Source organism: Streptomyces sp. MNU89, assembly GCF_020982505.1.
GTDB classification, from domain to species: domain Bacteria; phylum Actinomycetota; class Actinomycetes; order Streptomycetales; family Streptomycetaceae; genus Streptomyces; species Streptomyces xinghaiensis.
In genome coordinates this window covers 6693643-6710860 of the sequence record NZ_JAJKLL010000001.1, presented here as the reverse complement: position 1 = coordinate 6710860, position 17218 = coordinate 6693643, and the positions used below count along the sequence as shown (strand labels likewise).

16 protein-coding genes are annotated in these 17218 nt (G+C 74.6%); 7 read left to right on the top strand and 9 right to left on the bottom strand.

Annotated features, from left to right (window positions below; translation table 11 throughout):
- Positions 1-16: 16 nt before the first annotated feature.
- From E4N63_RS28795 to E4N63_RS28785, 3 genes are all read right to left on the bottom strand, one after another.
- Positions 17-469, bottom strand: a complete 453-nt coding sequence (locus E4N63_RS28795) for a roadblock/LC7 domain-containing protein (protein ID WP_230242093.1) — start codon at positions 467-469, stop codon at positions 17-19.
- On the bottom strand, positions 466-1890 hold the full coding sequence (locus E4N63_RS28790) for an ATP-binding protein (protein WP_230242091.1): 1425 nt from the start codon (positions 1888-1890) through the stop codon (positions 466-468). Before E4N63_RS28790 ends, E4N63_RS28795 begins: the two co-directional genes overlap by 4 nt.
- Before the next feature lie 407 nt (positions 1891-2297).
- Positions 2298-3614 (bottom strand): XdhC family protein, encoded by a 1317-nt coding sequence (locus E4N63_RS28785; protein WP_230242090.1) that lies wholly within the window; start codon positions 3612-3614, stop codon positions 2298-2300.
- 66 nt (positions 3615-3680) lie between these two features.
- Between E4N63_RS28785 and E4N63_RS28780 the strand changes: the two genes are divergently transcribed.
- The 5 genes from E4N63_RS28780 (at position 3681) to E4N63_RS28760 (ending at position 9187) form a co-directional block, all read left to right on the top strand.
- Positions 3681-4340 (top strand): 2Fe-2S iron-sulfur cluster-binding protein, encoded by a 660-nt coding sequence (locus tag E4N63_RS28780; protein ID WP_230242089.1) that lies wholly within the window; start codon positions 3681-3683, stop codon positions 4338-4340.
- Entirely contained in the window at positions 4337-5365 is a 1029-nt protein-coding gene (locus tag E4N63_RS28775) for a xanthine dehydrogenase family protein subunit M (protein WP_125623816.1), read from the top strand. Before E4N63_RS28780 ends, E4N63_RS28775 begins: the two co-directional genes overlap by 4 nt.
- Positions 5362-7641, top strand: coding sequence for a xanthine dehydrogenase family protein molybdopterin-binding subunit (locus E4N63_RS28770; RefSeq protein ID WP_230242088.1), 2280 nt, complete (start codon positions 5362-5364; stop codon positions 7639-7641). The genes E4N63_RS28775 and E4N63_RS28770 overlap by 4 nt, the downstream gene beginning before the upstream one ends.
- 201 nt (positions 7642-7842) lie before the next feature.
- Positions 7843-8454, top strand: a complete 612-nt coding sequence (locus E4N63_RS28765) for a TetR/AcrR family transcriptional regulator (RefSeq protein ID WP_125623814.1) — start codon at positions 7843-7845, stop codon at positions 8452-8454.
- 124 nt (positions 8455-8578) lie between these two features.
- Positions 8579-9187: a dihydrofolate reductase family protein gene (locus tag E4N63_RS28760; RefSeq protein WP_125623813.1), complete on the top strand. Its 609-nt coding sequence runs from the start codon at positions 8579-8581 to the stop codon at positions 9185-9187.
- 39 nt (positions 9188-9226) lie between these two features.
- Here the strand turns inward: E4N63_RS28760 and E4N63_RS28755 are convergent, their stop codons facing one another.
- The 3 genes from E4N63_RS28755 to E4N63_RS28745 form a co-directional block, all read right to left on the bottom strand.
- Positions 9227-9835 carry a hypothetical protein gene (locus tag E4N63_RS28755; protein WP_125623812.1) on the bottom strand — a complete coding sequence of 203 codons (609 nt, stop codon included), beginning with the start codon at positions 9833-9835 and terminating at the stop codon, positions 9227-9229.
- Positions 9836-10217: 382 nt separating this feature from the next.
- Positions 10218-10631 carry a four-helix bundle copper-binding protein gene (locus E4N63_RS28750; RefSeq protein ID WP_230242087.1) on the bottom strand — a complete coding sequence of 138 codons (414 nt, stop codon included), beginning with the start codon at positions 10629-10631 and terminating at the stop codon, positions 10218-10220.
- A 147-nt stretch (positions 10632-10778) separates the two neighbouring features.
- Complete coding sequence (locus E4N63_RS28745; protein WP_230242086.1) at positions 10779-11918, bottom strand: FAD-dependent monooxygenase; 1140 nt, start codon at positions 11916-11918, stop codon at positions 10779-10781.
- A 264-nt stretch (positions 11919-12182) separates the two neighbouring features.
- On the opposite strand from E4N63_RS28745, the gene E4N63_RS28740 reads away from it, so the two are divergent.
- On the top strand, positions 12183-12587 hold the full coding sequence (locus E4N63_RS28740; protein WP_125623809.1) for a ChaB family protein: 405 nt from the start codon (positions 12183-12185) through the stop codon (positions 12585-12587).
- A 58-nt stretch (positions 12588-12645) separates the two neighbouring features.
- Here E4N63_RS28740 and E4N63_RS28735 read toward each other — a convergent pair whose 3' ends face one another.
- From E4N63_RS28735 to E4N63_RS28725, 3 genes are all read right to left on the bottom strand, one after another.
- Positions 12646-13341, bottom strand: coding sequence for a transcriptional regulator (locus E4N63_RS28735; RefSeq protein ID WP_308188758.1), 696 nt, complete (start codon positions 13339-13341; stop codon positions 12646-12648).
- 263 nt (positions 13342-13604) lie between these two features.
- On the bottom strand, positions 13605-14978 hold the full coding sequence (locus E4N63_RS28730; RefSeq protein ID WP_374112848.1) for a histidinol-phosphate transaminase: 1374 nt from the start codon (positions 14976-14978) through the stop codon (positions 13605-13607).
- Between the two features lie 80 nt (positions 14979-15058).
- Positions 15059-16045 (bottom strand): lytic polysaccharide monooxygenase, encoded by a 987-nt coding sequence (locus E4N63_RS28725; protein ID WP_125625839.1) that lies wholly within the window; start codon positions 16043-16045, stop codon positions 15059-15061.
- A gap of 210 nt (positions 16046-16255) precedes the next feature.
- On the opposite strand from E4N63_RS28725, the gene E4N63_RS28720 reads away from it, so the two are divergent.
- Positions 16256-17137 (top strand): SDR family oxidoreductase, encoded by an 882-nt coding sequence (locus E4N63_RS28720; RefSeq protein ID WP_230242083.1) that lies wholly within the window; start codon positions 16256-16258, stop codon positions 17135-17137.
- Positions 17138-17218: the final 81 nt, after the last annotated feature.

Sequence of the window (17218 nt, the reverse complement as noted above, 5' to 3'; positions counted from 1 at the left end):
CGGTGCGCGGGCGGCGTCATGAGGTGCCGGCCGGGGCCGGCCGTTCCCGGGCTTCCAGCACCGGGCGCAGCCCTCTGATCATCTTCATGGTGGCGGTGATGGCCACCGCCACCTCCTGGCTCATGGAGTCGCCCCGCACCGAGACGCCGACGCCGGTGCGCCGGCCGGCGGCGAAGACGAGGACGGTGTGGTCCTTCATGTCGCTGACGATGTGCCGCCACGTCAGCCGTCCGTCGCCGTCGCCGTCCTCCTCGGCCTGGCCGCAGAAGCCGGAGAGGTCCTGGTTGAGCGCCTTCATGCCGGAGAAGGCGGCGCAGGCGCGCTCGGCGTCCTCCCGGGACAGGCCGTCGGAGGCGGCCAGCAGCAGGCCGTCGGAGGTGAACAGCAGGACGTTCACGACCCCGCGCTCCTTGGCGAGTTCGTTGAGGGCCCAGGTCATGTCCACGGTGTCGGCGGTGTGCTCAGTCATCGGTGGGGGTTCCTCCGGTGTCGGGCGCGGCGTATCCGGCGCTGAGTGCGCGTCGCATCTGGTCGAAGCCGGCAGCGAGGGTGTCGGGGTCGGTGGTGTCGGAGGCCGCCTCCTGGAAGGGGCCCTCCGCGGTCCGGGTACGGCTGCGGCGGCGCCGTTTCGGCAGGCCGGACTCGGTGGACAGCGGAGGCTCGGCGGGGATGCCCCGGCTGCCCGCGGGGTCGGGGGCGGGTGCGGCGCCTCGCCGGCCGGCGGCGCGTCGCCGGTCCGGGGTCTCCAGGGGTCTCCGGGCGGACGGCGGTCTCCGGGCGGACGGCGGTCCCGGCGGCCGGGGCGTCCCGGCCGATGTGCACCGCTCCGGTGTCCTCCGGGGCGTCCCCCATCAGCGCGTTGGGCACCAGGATCACGGCTTTGACCCCGCCGCCCGCGGAGGGGGCGCCGACATCGGCGCGGAACCCGTAGTCGCCGGCGAGGCGGCCCACGATCGCGAAGCCGAGCTGCCGCTCGTCGCGCAGGTTCGTGACGTCCATGACGGTGCTCCGGCGCAGCAGCCGCTCCGCCTCCTCCCGCTGGAAGACGTTCATGCCGAGGCCGGTGTCCTCGACGACGATGCTGAAGCCGCTCTGCACCTCCTGGACGTAGACCGTCACCCGGTCGCTGGAGTAGGAGGTGGCGTTGTTCAGCAGTTCGGTGAGGGCGACGGTGACGGGCTCCACCACCCGGCCCTCGACGAACAGCTCGGCGGTGCGCGGGAGATAGGTGAAGGAGACCCGGTCGTAGGCGTCGATGCGGCCCCGGGCGCTCTCGACGATCTCGCGGAACGTGCAGTTGGCGCGCTGGACGCCGGGCCAGGAGCCGGCGAGGATCCGCAGCCGCTGCAGGGTGTGCAGGGCGCGGGTCGCGAAGTGGTCGATGTCCGTGAGGCTCTGGTGATAGGCGCCGGCCGACGGGTACTTGTCCAGTTCCTCGTCGATCTTCATCTGCAGCCGGACGAGGTAGGTCTGCGCCTCGTCGGCGATCCCCCGCACCCCGGCGCGCGCGTCCCGGCCGATGCTCTCCCGGGTGATCGCCACGGCCTCCCGCACGAGGTCTTCCGCCGCGCTGTACGCGGTGTCGACCGGGGTGCCCTTGAGGTCGGGCTCCAGCAGTCCGGGGACGACGACACCCGGATGGCCCCGTGCCTCGACATCGACCACGGCGGGCAGCCGCCGTTCGACGAGGTGCCGGGCCTCGGACTCCGCCGCCCGGTTGGCGTACCGCTCCAGCTCGGCCCGCTGCCGCGCCCGTTCGCTCTGCTCTTCCACGGCGGCCTTGGCGCGTTTCAGACGGTGTTTGCCACGGGTCTGCAGCACCAGTGCCACCAGGGTGGCGGCCAGACCGCCCCCCAGGAAGAGCTCCGGTAAGAGATGGGATTCGATCATGGACGTCCTTGAACTGGTGAACGAGACGGCGGACACGGAACCCCGGCGGCCGGAGACGGCGGCAGGTGCCCTGGCATGGCGGTCACGTTCCCCACGCTTCCCCTGCTCCCCGGTCCGGTTTTCGGAAGAAAAACGTCAACATTGCCCCCAAGAAGGCAAGTTGGCGACGCTCCGAGGCAAAAGCGGACCTTCGGAGAGTCGGCGGCGCCGACCCTATCGAACGTCTGCGCCCGGCCGGGAGGTAGCACCAAGATGTTGCCTGCGCACACACGGTCGTCACATGGTGTGCGAACGGAATCGGACCGGAACCCCTGGGGCGTCGCCGCGCCGCCGCGGACGGCCGGGCCACCCGCGCCGGGCGGCCGGTCGCGGGCAGCTCCCCGGCCCGTCCGGGCCGGCGGACCCCGTCAGCTCCGCGGCCCGGTACCGGGGCCCGGCCGCCCCTGCGGTACGGGCAGCGGCCCGGCGGCGGGGGCGTGAGCGGAGACGGGCGGGGACACCGCGGCCACGGGCGTGGGTCCGGGTTCGGGTTCGGCGGCGTGGATGCTTCCCGTCAGGCCGGAGAGGCGGCTGCCGGTGGCGCCCGCGCGGTCGGCGATGATCTCGGCGGCGATGCTCACGGCGGTCTCCTCCGGGGTGCGCGCACCCAGGTCGAGACCGATGGGCGAGGCCAGCCGGGCGAGTTCAGGCTCGGTGAGGCCGGCCGCCCGCAGCCGGCCCAGACGGTCCCGGTGGGTGCGGCGGGAGCCCATCGCGCCGACGTACGCCAGCGGCAGGCGGAGCGCGGTCTCGAGCACCGGGACGTCGAACTTGGGGTCGTGGGTGAGGACGCAGACGGCCGTGCGCGCGTCGGTCCGTCCGGCCGCCGCCTCGGCGCGCAGATAGCGGTCCGGCCAGTCGACCACCACCTCGTCCGCCTCCGGGAAGCGGCGGCGGGTGGCGAAGACCGGGCGGGCGTCGCAGACGGTGACGCGGTGGCCGAGAAAGACGCCGATCCGGGCCAGGGCGGCGGCGAAGTCGACCGCGCCGAAGACGATCAGCCGGGGAGGCGCGGCGTGGACGGCCACGAAGAGCCGCACCTCCTCGCCGGGACACCGCCCGTCGTACCCGTACCGCAGCGTGCCGCCGCGCCCGGCGGCGAGCATCGCGCGGACGTCGGCGGTGACGGCGGCGTCCAGCCCGGGGCTGCCGAGGGAGCCGGTCACGCGGCCGGGCCCAACCACCAGATGCCGGCCGAGGCGGCCCTCGGGGTCCGGGCCGTCTCCCGGTCCCGCGTCCGGACCGCCTCCCGGGCTCCCGTCCGGACGCGCGGCGCTGCCGCCGGTGCGGGCCGCGGCCACGCAGGTCACCACGGCCACCGGCTCCCCCGCCCGGATGGCCTCGGCCGCCTCGCCGAGCTCCGGGAACGTCGTCCGGTCCACGCGCTCGACGAAGAGTTCGACGGTGCCGCCGCAGGTCAGCCCGACGGCGAAGGCGTCGTCGTCCGCGACTCCGTAGGACTGGAGCAGCGGCGGCGCCCCGGCCGCCACGTCCGACGCCAGCTCGTGGACCGCGGCCTCCACACATCCGCCCGACACACTGCCGACCGCCGTGCCGCCGGGGCCGACCAGCATGGTCGCGCCCGGCTGCCGGGGCGACGAGCGCCAGGTGGCCACGACGGTGGCCACCCCGACCGTTTCCCCGGCCCGCCACCAGCGCTCCAGGTCCTCCACCACATCCCGCACGGGCGATCTCCGATCCGTTGGCCGCCACCCGACTCCCGCAATGTAAGAGGATGATACATTGCATGTATGAGTCTCTTACATACCGCCTCGACCAGCGAGATCACGCTGCGTGTCAACGGGGAGGAGCATCATCTGACCGTGGACAACCGTTCCACGCTGCTCGACACGCTGCGCGAACAACTGCGCCTGACCGGCGCCAAGAAGGGCTGCGACCACGGACAGTGCGGCGCCTGCACGGTTCTGGTGGACGGCGAGCGGGTCAACAGCTGCCTGACGCTCACGGTGACCGCCGAGGGCCGCGACGTCGTCTCGATCGAAGGGGTGGCCGGTCTCGCCGACGGAGCGGCGGCCGGCACGGAGACGGCGGAGACGGCGGCCGGGACCGCGGACGGCCTCCACCCCGTCCAGCGGGCCTTCCTCACCCACGACGGCCTCCAGTGCGGCTACTGCACCCCCGGCCAGATCTGCTCCGCGATCGGCGCCCTCGGCGAGGCCGCCCGCGGCTGGCCCAGCCGGGTGACCGAGGACCTGGTGGCGGGCGTGACCGGCACCACCGGGCTGACGCCCGAGGAGGTCCGCGAGCGCATGAGCGGCAACCTCTGCCGCTGCGGCGCCCATCCGGGCATCGTGGCCGCCGTCCTGGAGGCCGCGGGCGCGGGCCCCGGCGAGCACGGCCCCGCCGCACCGGCCGGATCCGCCGGGCCGTCCGCAAGGAGCCCGCGATGAAGGAGTTCGCCTACGTACGGGCGTCCGACGCCGACGAGGCCGCGGCCCTGGTGGCGGACCGGCCCGACGCCGTCTATCTGGGCGGCGGCACCAATCTCGTCGATCTGATGAAACTCGGCGTCGCCCGGCCCGGCCTCGTCGTCGACGTCTCCCGGCTGCCCTACGACCGCGTCGAACACCGCTCCGACGGCTCGGTGCTGATCGGCGGGGCGGTGCGCAACAGCGTCCTGGCCGGGGACGCGGGCATCCGGTGGCGCTTCCCGCTGCTGTCGCAGGCGCTGCTCGCGGGCGCCTCCGGGCAGCTGCGGACGGCGGCCACGGTGGCCGGGAACCTGCTGCAGCGCACCCGGTGCGGCTACTTCCAGGACGTCACCAAGCCCTGCAACAAGCGGGAGCCCGGCTCCGGTTGCCCGGCAGCCACGGGCGCGCACCGCGAGCTGGCGGTACTCGGCACCTCCGAGCACTGCGTGGCGAGCCATCCCTCCGACATGGCGGTGGCGCTGGCCGCGCTCGACGCGACCGTCCATCTGCGCTCCCCCGGCGGCACGGAGCGCACGGTGCCGGTGGAGGAGCTGTATCTGCCACCGGGCCGGACACCGCACCGGGAGACCGTGCTGGCGCCCGGCGAGCTGATCACCGCCGTGGAGTTGCCCGCCCCGCCGCCCGGCGCCCTGATGCGCTACCGCAAGGTGCGCGACCGCTGGTCGTACGCCTTCGCCCTGGTGAGCGTGGGGGTGTCGGTGCGGCAGGCGGACGACGGGACGCTGGACCGGGTGGCGATCGCCCTCGGCGGCGTGGCCCCGCGGCCCTGGCGCGCGAGGGCGGCCGAGGAACGACTGCTCGGGCACCGCCCGGAGGACGCGCTGCTGCGCGCCGCCGCCGGAGCCGAACTCGCGGACGCCCGCCCGCTGCCCGGCAACGCCTTCAAACTCGGCCTGATCACCGATCTGGTCGCGGCCACGGTGCGCGATCTCGTCACCGGCGCGGATTCCGCCGCCGGCGGCCACGGGGAGGAGCAGTCATGAGGACGGACACCGCCGCCGGGACCGGGGCCGCCGGGACCGGCACCACCGCACCGGCCGGAACACCGGCCACCGCACAGACGACCGCACCGGCCGCACCGGCCGCGCCCCGCGCCGACCGCGCCCCAACGGCGCACGCCCCGGCGATCGGCGCCCCTCTGGTGCGGGTGGACGGCCTGGACAAGGTCACCGGCGCGGCCCGGTACGCGTACGAGTTCCCGGTGTCCGGCGCCGCGTACGTCTGGCCGGTCGGAGCCACCGTCGGCCGGGGCCGGGTCACCGGCGTCGACGCGGAGGCGGCGCTCGCCGTCCCCGGCGCCCTGGCGGTGCTCGACCACACCAACGCGCCCCGGCTGCGCGCGGACTTCGCCGATTCCGGACAGCTCCTGGGCGCGGGCGACCACATGCTCGTCCTGCAATCCCCCGAGGTGGCGCACCACGGCCAGATCGTGGCGGCGGCCGTGGCGGAGACCCTGGAGGCGGCGCGGGAGGCCGCGGCGGCGGTGGCCGTGACCTACGAGCGGGAGCCGCACCACGTGGTGCTGCGGGAGGACGACGAGGGGCTGTACGTACCCGAGGTCTCGACGAACGACGGCACCCCGGGGTTCGTGGAGCGCGGTGACCCGGACGGGGCGCTGGCCGCGGCGCCGGTCCGGGTGGAGGCGCGGTACACCACCCCCACCCAGTTCCCCAGCCCGATGGAGCCGCACGCCACCATCGCCGCCTGGGACGGCGACGGGCGGCTGGTGCTGCACAACGCCGACCAGGCCCCGTTCATGAGTTCCCTGACGCTGGCGGCGCTGTTCGGGCTGGACCCGGGCGCGGTGGAGATCGTCTCCGAGCACGTGGGCGGCGGTTTCGGTTCCAAGGGCTCTCCGCGGGCCTCGGTGGTGCTGGCGGCCCTGGCCGCGCGGGCGGTCGGACGGCCGGTGAAGATCGCGCTGACGCGACGCCAGGTGCCGGTGCTGACGGGCTACCGGACGCCGACGATCCAGCGGGTGCGGCTCGGCGCCGGCCGCGACGGGCGGCTGACCGCCGTCGACCACGAGGCGGTGATCCAGAGTTCGCGGTCGACGGAGTTCGTCGAGCAGGTCGTCTCCTCGACCCGGATGATGTACGCGGCGCCGCACGCCCGGGCGACGCTGCGGCTGGCCCGGCTGGACGTCATGACGCCCGTCTGGTTCCGCGCCCCCGGCCACACCCCGGGCATGTTCGCCCTGGAGTCGGCGATGGACGAACTGGCGTCCGAGCTGGACATGGACCCGGTCGAGCTGCGGATCGTCAACGAGCCGGAGAACGACCCGGAGAACGGGCTGCCGTTCAGCAGCCGCGGCCTGGTGGCGTGTCTGCGGGAGGGCGCGGCCCGCTTCGGCTGGGCGGACCGCGACCCGGCACCGGCGGCGCGCCGCGAGGGGCGCTGGCTGGTCGGCACGGGCGTCGCCGCCTCGCACCACCCGGACTACGTCTATCCCTCGTCGGCGCTGGCCCGGGCCGAGGCCGACGGCACGTACCGGGTGCGGGTGGGCGCGGCCGACCTCGGCACGGGGGCCCGTACGGTGCTGACGCAGGTGGCGGCGGACGCCCTCGGGACCGCGCCCGGCCGGGTCCGGCTGGAGATCGGCCGGGCCTCGATGGGCTCGGTGGCGTTCGCGGGCGGCTCGATGGGCACCGCCTCCTGGGGCTGGGCGGTGGACAAGGCGTGCCGGGCGCTGACGGCCGAACTGGCGGCGGCCGGCGGTGCCGTACCGCCGGGCGGGCTGGAGGTGCGCGCCGACACGACGGAGGACATCGCGGGCCGGGCGGAGCTGTCCCGGCACTGCTTCGGCGCCCAGTTCGCGCAGGTGCGGGTCGACACGGACACCGGGGAGATCCGGGTGGACCGGTTGCTGGGCGTCTTCGCCGCCGGGCGCATCCTCAACCCCCTGACGGCGCGCTCGCAGCTGGTCGGCGGGATGCTGATGGGCCAGTCGATGGCGCTGCTGGAGGGCGCCGAGGTCGACCAGGAGTTCGGGGACTTCGCGAACCCGGACCTCGCCGGCTACCACATCGCGTCCCACGCGGACGTGCGCGGCATCGAAGCGGTCTTCCTGGACGAACGCGACGACCGGCTGAACCCGGTCGGCGGCAAGGGCATCGGGGAGCTCGGCATCGTCGGCGCGGCGGCGGCCGTCGCCAACGCCTTCCACCACGCGACCGGGAGCCGGGCCCGCGACCTGCCGATCCGCATCGAGGACGCGCGCCGGGCCCTCACGGCGGCGAGGGAAGCGGCGCGGGGATGAGCGGCGGAGCGGCGGCTCCGGCCCCGGCTCCGGTCCGGGGGCGCCGTTCCCCGTCCCGTGCCCGGGGTGCCGGCGGGCCGGGGCCGTCCTCGCGCGCCCCGGCCCGCCGGGCCACCGGTATCGGCGGAATCACCGGGACCGCGGGAATCGGCGGCCTCACCCGGCGCGGCGCCCCCGGGGACTTTGAGTAGGCTCTACGGGATGGTGACCAGGGCGAAGGGACGGCGCGACACGTACCACCACGGCGATCTGAGCGCCGCGCTGGTCCGTGCCACGCTGGAGATCGTCGACGAGTCCGGGGTGCGCGGTTTCTCCGTGTCGGAGGCCGCGCGCCGTACCGGCGTCAGCCCTGGCGCCCCGTACCGCCACTTCGCCGACCGGGACGCGCTGCTGGCGGCCGCCGCGCTGGAGGTGTCACGGCGGGTCAACGAGATGTACGTCGAGGCGGTCGCGGACATCGTCACCCCGGAGGACCGGCTCGCGGCGGTGGGCGAGGTCTACGTCCGGGCGGCCGCCCGCTTCCGGGGCGGCTTCGACATCCTCTTCCACGCCGACCTGCGCGCGGCCCACCCCGAACTCCGGGACAGCGGGCGGGCGTTCATCGACATGCTGCTGCCGGACGCGTTCGCGCTCGTCCCCGACGGCGGCCATGAGCTCGCCACCACGCTCCTGGAGGCCCTGGCCGCGCTGACCCGTGGCTATGCGGCCCTGCTGCTCAGCGGTCTCTTCGGCGAGCCGGGTGAGGCCGCCGACAAGGTGGCCGCGCGGGCGACGACGACTGCGAGGGCGCTGGTCCGCGGCTTCTGCGGTTGATCGGCCCCGCGGCGCGGGGTGCGCGTGCGAAGATCGCGAAGGTCCCGGCGACCGCGGGCCGCCCCGCCCGGCGCCCGGTCTCCGGAGCCGCCACCGCCGCCGGCCGATCGACGAAAGGTCCCCCGTGCGCAAGCTCGTCTACTACATCGCCTCCACCCTGGACGGTTTCATCGCGGGCCCGGACGGGGCCGACCCCACCGGTCCCGGCGGCTTCTGGCCGATCCCGGAGGACTACCTCGCCCACATCGTGGCCGAGTACCCGGAGACCCTGCCCGCCCCGGCGCGGGCCGCGCTGTCCGTCACGGGGGAGGCCAAGCGCTTCGACACCGTCATCGAGGGCCGGCGCACCTACGAGATCGGCCTCAAGGCGGACATCACCGATGCCTACCCGCACCTGCGGCACCTGGTGGTCACCCGCACCCTGAGCGAGAGCCCGGACCCGGCGGTCGAACTCGTCCCCGGGGACCCGGTGGCGAAGGTCCGGGAGCTCAAGCGGGAGGACGGCGGCAACGGCAAGGACATCTGGCTGATCGGCGGCGGCGCACTGGCCGGGGCGCTCTACGGCGAGATCGACGAACTGATCATCAAACTGAGCCCGCTGACCGTCGGCAACGGTGTCTCCCTCTTCTCCCCCCGTGCCGCCTTCGACCCCCGCCGCTGGGAACTCACCGGCCACACGGTCCTGGGCAGCGGCGCGGCCTTCCTGACGTACGCGCGCACGACCGGCGCGTAGCGCCCGGCGGACCGGGGACGGACGGGACCCGTCACCCCGTCACCCCGGCGCCGGCACCACCGTCGTGACCACCCGCACCAGGGCGGGCCCGCGCGGAGTGGAGCCGAAACCGAACCGGACCGGGGGCGCGACGGGCGCAAGGGCGCCGAGGTCCTCGCCGTCGAAACGGGCGGTGGCCCCGACGACGGGCAGCAGGTCCCGCGCCCCGTACCACTCGCGGCTCCCCCCGGCGGCGCTGCCCCTGGCCCGCACCCCGGGCAGCAGCCGGGCGGGGACGTCGGTCAGCGCGACCCAGGCGGGACGGGCGGCGAGCGGTGCGGGCACGCAGCGCAGCAGCCATCCGAGAGGGCCGCGCCGCCCGGTGGTGAACCGCAGGCTCAGCGGCCGGGCGGTGACGTTCCACACCGCTCCGGCCGTGCCGACCGCCACCGGGGTGACGAGCACCCGGTCGAAGCGGTAGACACCGCCGACGAAGTCGGCGGTGTGCCGGGTCGGTGCGAGCAACAGCCGCTCCCCGTCCGGCCGTTCGACCATGACATCACTGAACGGCCCGAACGGCGACCGGGGCCAGTGCCCCACCACCATGCGCGTCCCGGAGGCGGTCCCGACCCCCGCGATCCACCCGTCGAACCGCAGGGCACCCTTCATCACCACGTCCCTTTCGCGCACTTGTAAGAACCGGCCCCGCCGAGCACCTCAGGCGTTGTCCGGGCCCGGACCGTGGAGGGGCTCGTCGAAGACCGGCACCGGCCCGGGGACTCACAGCGGTGGTGGGACGTGGGTACGCCGCTCCCCGGGCGCGTCGAGCCCTTGGACGCCCACCTCGCGCGGATGACGGATCCCTTCGGCGCGGGGTGAACGGCGTCCATCCGTGGCCGCGGGCTGATGGACCGCCCGTTTCCCGGCTCGCCGGTTTCCGCCCCCGCGCTCGCCGCGAGGGGCGGCCGGGAGGTGCCCGGCCGCCCCTCGCGGGCTCCGTCGCGCCCGGCCCGCCCCTCGGGGGCCGCCGTGCGTTTCCGGTGGCGACTGTTCAGCCGAGCGTGGCCAGGAGTGCGTTGCAGGCCTCCTCACAGCGGCGGCAGGCCTCGGCGCAGACGCGGCAGTGCTCGTGCATGTCGGCGTGCCGGGCGCACTCGTCGCCGCAGGACTTGCAGACCGTGGCGCAGGCCTGGACGACGGCGCCGGTGATGTTGGCGTCGTACTCGGTGTGGCGGGAGAGCACGCGGGCCGTGGTGTCGCAGACGTCGGCGCAGTCCGTGTTCGTCCGGATGCACTTCCGCAGCGAGCCGGGGTCGTCCTCCGACAGGCAGGCGTCGGCGCACGCCGTACACGCCTGCATGCAGGCGAGGCACTCCTCGATGCAGCGTTCCATCGCCTCGCGGTCGACACCGCCGAGATCGGCCGGGTAGGTCCTCAGCATCTCCTTCACAGGGCTCACAGTCATGCCTCCGTCCGGGCCGGGGGCCGGTGCCATTCCGCACTCACTCACCCGCGGCCTCCGCCACCGGTTTACACGGAATGCGCCCGCTCAAACCCCTTGTGGGCCGATGTCCGGGTGCGGCGGGGTGCCGGAGGTACCGGCGGCCGCCCGTTACGGCCGCTCGCTCAGGGCGGCCATGGTGCGGCCGATCAGGCCCGGGGCGTCCGCGGCGCGGTCGCCGCGCATCAGCCACTCCCCCAGTTGCACCGAGGCGTCCACGACCCTGCGCACGCGCGGCATCCGGCGCTCCCGGTAGGCCGTGAGCAGCGCGTCGAGGGAGGATTCCGCCGCGTCGGCGCCGGTGAGGAGACCGGCCAGGACGGAGACGTCCTCCAGGGACATCGCGGCGCCCTGGGCGAGGGTCGGCGGGCAGGCGTGGGCGGCGTCCCCAGCGAGGACGACGCGGCCCCGGTGCCACGGCCCCTCCACCAGCAGCCGGTGGAACCAGGTGTAGTGGACCCGTTCCGGATCGGTGAGGTGCTCGCCGATCGTCTTCCAGACGCCGCCGTAGCCGGCCGCGAGGGTCCGCATCTCCTCCGCGTGGCGCGCCGGGTCGAGGGCGGCCGGGTCGCGGGCCGGCTCGACGAGGTAGGCGTAGAGGGAGTCCTCGCCGGTGGGGCAGTAGCCGGCGATCCAGCACGGGCCGCCGTAGGTGAGGTCGGTGCGCCCGACGCCCTCGGGGCGGGGTGCCGTGGCCCGCCAGATGCCCATGCCGGTGGGCTGCGGGCGGTCCGGGATCCCGATCAGTTCGCGGGTCGGTGAGTGCAGACCGTCGGTGGCCACGACGAGGTCGTAGCGGCCGGAGCCGCCGTCGGCGAAGCGTGCGGAGACACCGTCCGGGTCCTGGTCGAGCGAGCTGACGGTGGTGCCGAGCCGGACCCGGGCGCCGGACGCGCGGACGGCCTCCATCAGAACGCGCTGGAGCCGGGGGCGGCCGATGCCCAGGGTGGCGGGGAGGTCCTCGCCACCGGTGCGCAGGTCCCGCATCACCCGGAGCACCGTGCCGTCGGGGGCGGTCATCCCGAGGGTGTCGAAGGCGAAACCCCGGTCGCGCGCCTGTTCCCACACGCCGATCTCGCGCAGCACCCGCAGGGCGTTGCCCTGGAGGGTGAGGCCGGAGCCCGTCCGGGCGTTCCAGTCCGCCGCGGCCTCGACCAGTTCCACCTCGATCCCGGCCCGGCGCAGCAGCACGGTGAGGCCGTTTCCGGCCGTGCCGCCGCCGATGACGAGAACGGATCCGACGGTGCTCATGGTGTGGAGTTCCTCCCCCGGGGCCGGTGGTGAAGACCGCCGTGCGGCGGCGTCCGGCCCCCGCCGCGAGGCGGCCGGGTCCGGTCACCAGAACAAGATCCCATATCCGCACCGCGGCCGGGACGGCATGCGCCGGGGCCGGGACGGCGGGCATCGGGTATCAGGGGCCGCTGCCGGGTACCCGGGAGGGATCCGGCCGTCGGCCGGCCGGACGAACCAGATGAACCGGATGACGGAGACCGACGGAGAAGGCAGGTGGTCCCGGTGCCGGGACGCAAGGAACTCCCCTCGACCCTGGAGCGCTCCGACAAGAAGGCGCAGCGCACCTGGATCAAGGCGCACGACTCGGCCGTGGAGGAGTACGGCGAGGGCGAGCGTGCGCACCGGGTGGCGTTCGGCGCGCTCAAACACATGTACGAGAAGGTGGGCGACCACTGGGAGCGCAAGGAGAGCGGCCGCAAGGGGCCGTCCGACCGGCGGGCGGCGCAGCCGCGGCCGCAGAGCGGGCCGACCGGCGAGGGCGTCGACGAGCAGGCCTCCAAGGCGCATCTGTACGAGCTGGCCCAGCGGATGGACATCGCCGGCCGGTCGAAGATGTCGCGGCGGGAACTGCTGGAAGCCGTGCGCAAGGAGAACCGCTCGCGGACCCGCAGGAGCCGGGAGGGATGAGCGGTCGCGGTGCGGCGGCCGGCCCCGGCGTACACGGGGTGGGCCGCCGCCGGCCCGTTCAGGTGCCGGCGCGGCTGCCGTCCCGGCGGGACTCCGCCGGGCGGCGGACGACGGCCGGTTCGGCGAGCGTGTCCCAGAACATGAGTTCGTAGGTCTGGAGCAGCAGACCGTAGTGGTGCACCGCCCGGCGCCCGAACCGCAGTCCGGCGTCCAGGCCGGACTGCACGGCGTCCAGCGCCTGTTCGGTGACCTCCGGCGCGGGGGTGGCGAAGAAGTCGACGAAGCCGCAGGCCGCGTCCGTGAAGCCGTAGTGGCGGCGCAGGCCGCGGCTCATCTCCGCACAATAGTTGCCCCAGGCCGCGAAGTTGGCGGTGAGGGCGATGACGGCCTCGACCGGCTCGGCGTTGAGCGCGAGCCAGGAGACGTAGGCCGGGTAGGTCTGGCAGCCGGGCAGGGGCTCGTAGTCACGGACGGTGTCCGCGTCGAGGCCACAGGCCGCCTCCAGGTCCGCGAGCCGGTCCAGGGCCAGGGTCTCGCCCTGCGCCAGGCCGGTGAAGAACGCCTCGACGGCGGGCTCCGCGGCGGCCCGGTCCGCCAGATGGAGGAAGCTGCAGCGATCGGAACCGATGATGTGCCGTTGTTCGAGGGCGAAGACCGCGAGCGCTTCCGGGGGCGCGGTGCCCTCCGCGACGCGGGCGACGAAGCGGTTGCCCCCGGAGTCAGGTGCGAGTTCCCGTACCGCTTCGTCCAACACCTCTCGCGCCGATAGCACCATCGCGCCGCCTCCCGGACCAGTCGTATCGCTGTGCCCCAACGTTCTCACGAACGCCGCCGCCCGGGACCGTCGGTGACGTGCCACCGCAGGCCCCGAGCCCGTCCGTTCGCCCCTCCTCCACCCGCCTTCCTCCACCCGGGCGCTCCGGCCCGCTCGCCCCGCCCGGTTCCGTTTCCGCCCGCCCGTCCGCTCCCCGCCCGGTCCCCGCCCGTGCCGGGGACCGGGGCTCCAGACCAGGAGGGTCAGGAGACCGCGGCCCCCACCGGCAGCGCCGCGAGCGCCTGATGCGGGGGCTGCTGCGCCGGCCGCGGCTGCTGCGCCGCCGGCTGCGGCTGCGGTTGCGGCTGCTGCGGCGACGGCCGGGTGCCGTAAAGACAGGTGCGCAGGGCCGCCACGAGTCTCTCGACGTCCGCGTACGGCCTGACGACCAGCCGGAGGAAGCGGCTGCTGCTGCCGAGCTTGTTGCCGCACTCCCGGACGTAGAGGCCGTGTTCGGTCAGCAGCCGGTCCCGCAGGGCGACTCCGTCCACCCCGTTCGGCAGCTTGACGAGCAGAAAGTTGCCCTGGGAGAGGAAGACCACCAGCTCCGGCAGCGCCGCCAGGGCCATGGCCATGTTGGCGCGGTCGCTCGCCAGCATGCTCAGGCTCTGCTGGTACTCGGCGCCGTACTCCTTGAGCATGAAGACCACGGTCTCGGCGAAGGCGTTGAGGTTCCACTTCGGCAGCGCGTTCCGGATGGTGGCCGCGAGGGCCGGGTTGGCGACGCAGTAGCCGAAGCGGATGCCGTGCAGGCCGAAGTTCTTGCCGAGGCTCTTGAGAACGACGACATTGGGCCGGATCGTGGCCTCGTCGGCGACGGACGGGGCGCGCTCGGCGTCGACGAAGTCGATGAACGACTCGTCGATCACCACCAGGTCGAGATCGGCGAGTTCGTCCAGCAGCCAGACGATCTGGCTGCGGCGGAGATAGCCGCCGTCGGGGTTGTTGGGGTTGCACACCACGGCCACCCGGGAGCCGCGCCGCCGGATGAACCGCACGTACTCCTGGAGGTCGAGCGCGAAGTCCTGCTCCTCCCGCAGCGGGAACATGTCCACCCGCTTGCCGGTCTCCATCGGCTGGTCGGTCCAGCGGCCGAAGGTGGGGATCGGGACGGCCAGGCTCTCCTCGACCAGCAGATGGTCGATCCAGGTGATCAGCTCGGTGGAGCCGTTGCCCATGGCGACGGTCTGCGGGTTGAGGCCGAGGACGGTGCAGAGTTCGGCGGTGACGGTGTCGGCGTCGCTCGGGTAGTACTTGAGGATCGTCTCCAGGGAGTCCCGCAGCCGCCCGAACATGTGCGGGGTCGGGAAATACGGGTTGCAGGGGATGCAGAAGTCCACCCGCTGCTGTGTGCCGCCCGGCGCCTGCGGGGCCGCGCCGTTGCCGTACGGGGCCACCGGGTTCAGCGGGGTCGCCGGCGGCGGCGCGGGGGCCGCCACCCTCCCGGACCCCTCGGCCTGCCGCACGGCCCCCGCCGCGCCACCGGACGTGTCGTTCCCCGAGAGGCGGTTGAGCATGGCCCAGGACGGGCTGTGCGCGGTGCTGCGCAGCACGCCGGTATCGAGCGGTTGGGACACGGCGGGGAGCTCCTTGTCGGTTCGGTGCGCCGCGGACGCGTCCGCGGCGGCGGTGGATCGGCGGTGCCGGCGCCTGCCGGTCAGGAGCGCCGGCGGCGGAGGAGAAGCGTGACCACGGCGGCGCCGCCCGCGAGGAGCGCCGCGGCGCCGGCCGGCACCAGCCAGGAGTCCGTGGCGGAGAAGGACGAGGCCACGGCCCGCGGGGCCGGTCGCGGGGTGTCGTCCCCGGCACCCGCCGCCCCGTCCGCCGGTTCGCCGGCGTCCGGAGCCTCCGGGGTTCCGGCGGCATCCGGGCCGGCGGACTCCGTGGCCGGGGTCTTCCCGGCCGGGCCGGGCGCCGACTCGCCGCCGCGTTCGCCCCGGTCCCGGGCGGGACGGTCCCGCGGGCCGTCGTCGTCCCCGGCGCCCCCCGCCGTCCCGGCCGGGACGAGCAGCAGGTCGGAGCAGGAGTAGTAGGTGTCCGAGGAGTCCGTGGTCCGCCAGACCGTGTAGAGCAGATGGCGTCCGGTCCGGTCGGCGGGGAGGCGGCCCCGGATGCGGTAGGAGCCGTCCGCGAGCTGCGGGCCGGTGACGGACGCGAAGGGCTTGGAATCCAGGTCCGACCAGGTCAGGGGGGACGACGGATCGTATCCGGGCCGGGTCAGATACAGGTCGAAGGTGCCCGGGTGCGGGATCGTGCCCTCGTAGCCGAGGGTGAGCCGGGAACCGGCGGACAGCTCCGTGACCGGCCAGTCGGTGCGCGGGGTGTCCAGGCCGCGGTGGGCGTCGAGGCCCGCGCTGCACAGCCGGCCGTCCGGGATGACCCGGCGTTCGCGCTCCCGGCCGCCGGTGTCCGCCCGCCGGAGGTTGTCCCAGGCGCCCAGCGGCTGCCCCTTGTTGGCGGCGACGGCGGCGCGGCAGGCGGCGGACCGCGCGTACGCGCCGCCCTCCGGCCCGCAGGCGGCGGCGCGGCTGAGCGGGCCGGTCGGCGCCCCGTGGGCGGCCGCCGGGGCCGCGGTCAGGGCGGGGAACAGCAGAGCGGCGGCACCGGCGACTACGGCCGGCACAGCCGTGCGATGCGCGGTCATGCGAGGGGGACCTCCTCAGCCCGTGCGGCGGCCAGCCCGCCTGCTCCTCTCTTACGGGCGGGGGCGGCGGTGTGTTCAGCCGGAGGCATATTCCTCCGCGCCGCCGCCCCGCGGCGCGTGCACCCTCCGTACGGGCCGTGCGGCGGTTTTTCCGGCGTGCGGCAGGGCACCCGATGCACACCCACAAACGGAAGAAACAGGACGGCTTGGATGAGCGACAACCAGCAGAATCCCGTGACGCGGCACCCGCGGCCGGACTTCCCGCAGCAGGACCAGCCGCACCCCGGCCACACGGAGGAGATGCGGCCCGAACCCGACCACGGCGAGTCGTCCTACCGGGGCAGCGGCAGGCTGGAGGGTCGCCGCACCATCGTCACCGGCGGGGACTCGGGCATCGGACGGGCCGTGGCGCTGGCCTTCGCCCGCGAGGGCGCCGATGTCCTGTTCACCTATCTGGAGGAAGAGGAGAAGGACGCCCGGGAGACCGCCCGGCTCGTCGAGGACGCCGGGCGGCGGGCGGTCGCCGTCTCCTGCGACATCCGCGAGGAGGCCGAGTGCCGCGCGCTGGTGGCCCGCGCGGTCCAGGAGTTCGGGCGGATCGACGTCCTGGTGAACAACGCGGCGTTCCAGATGGCGCAGCCGGAGAGCATCGAGGGCATCACCACCGAGCAGTTCGACCGGACGATGCGGACCAATCTGTACGGCATGTTCTGGCTCTCCAAGATGGCCCTGCCGCACATCCCCGAGGGCGGCAGCATCATCAACACCACATCCGTACAGGCGTACAAGGCGAGCCCGCATCTGCTGGACTACGCGACCACCAAGGGCGCCATCGTCACGTTCACCCAGGGGCTGGCGCAGTACCTCGCCGACCGCGGCATCCGCGTCAACGCGGTGGCGCCCGGCCCGGTCTGGACCCCGCTGATCCCGGCGACGATGCCCGACACGGAGAAGTTCGGTAAGCAGGCACCGCTCGGGCGCCCGGCCCAGCCGGCGGAGATGGCCCCGGCGTTCGTCTACCTCGCCTCGCAGGACGCGAGCTTCATCACGGCGGAGATCCTGAACGCGACGGGCGGCACCCCGCTGCCGTAGCGAAGGCGCGGCAGGGCCCCGGCGGAAAACGAGGAACGCGGGGAAGGGGCTCCGGCGCCGGTGGTGACGCCACGGGCCGCA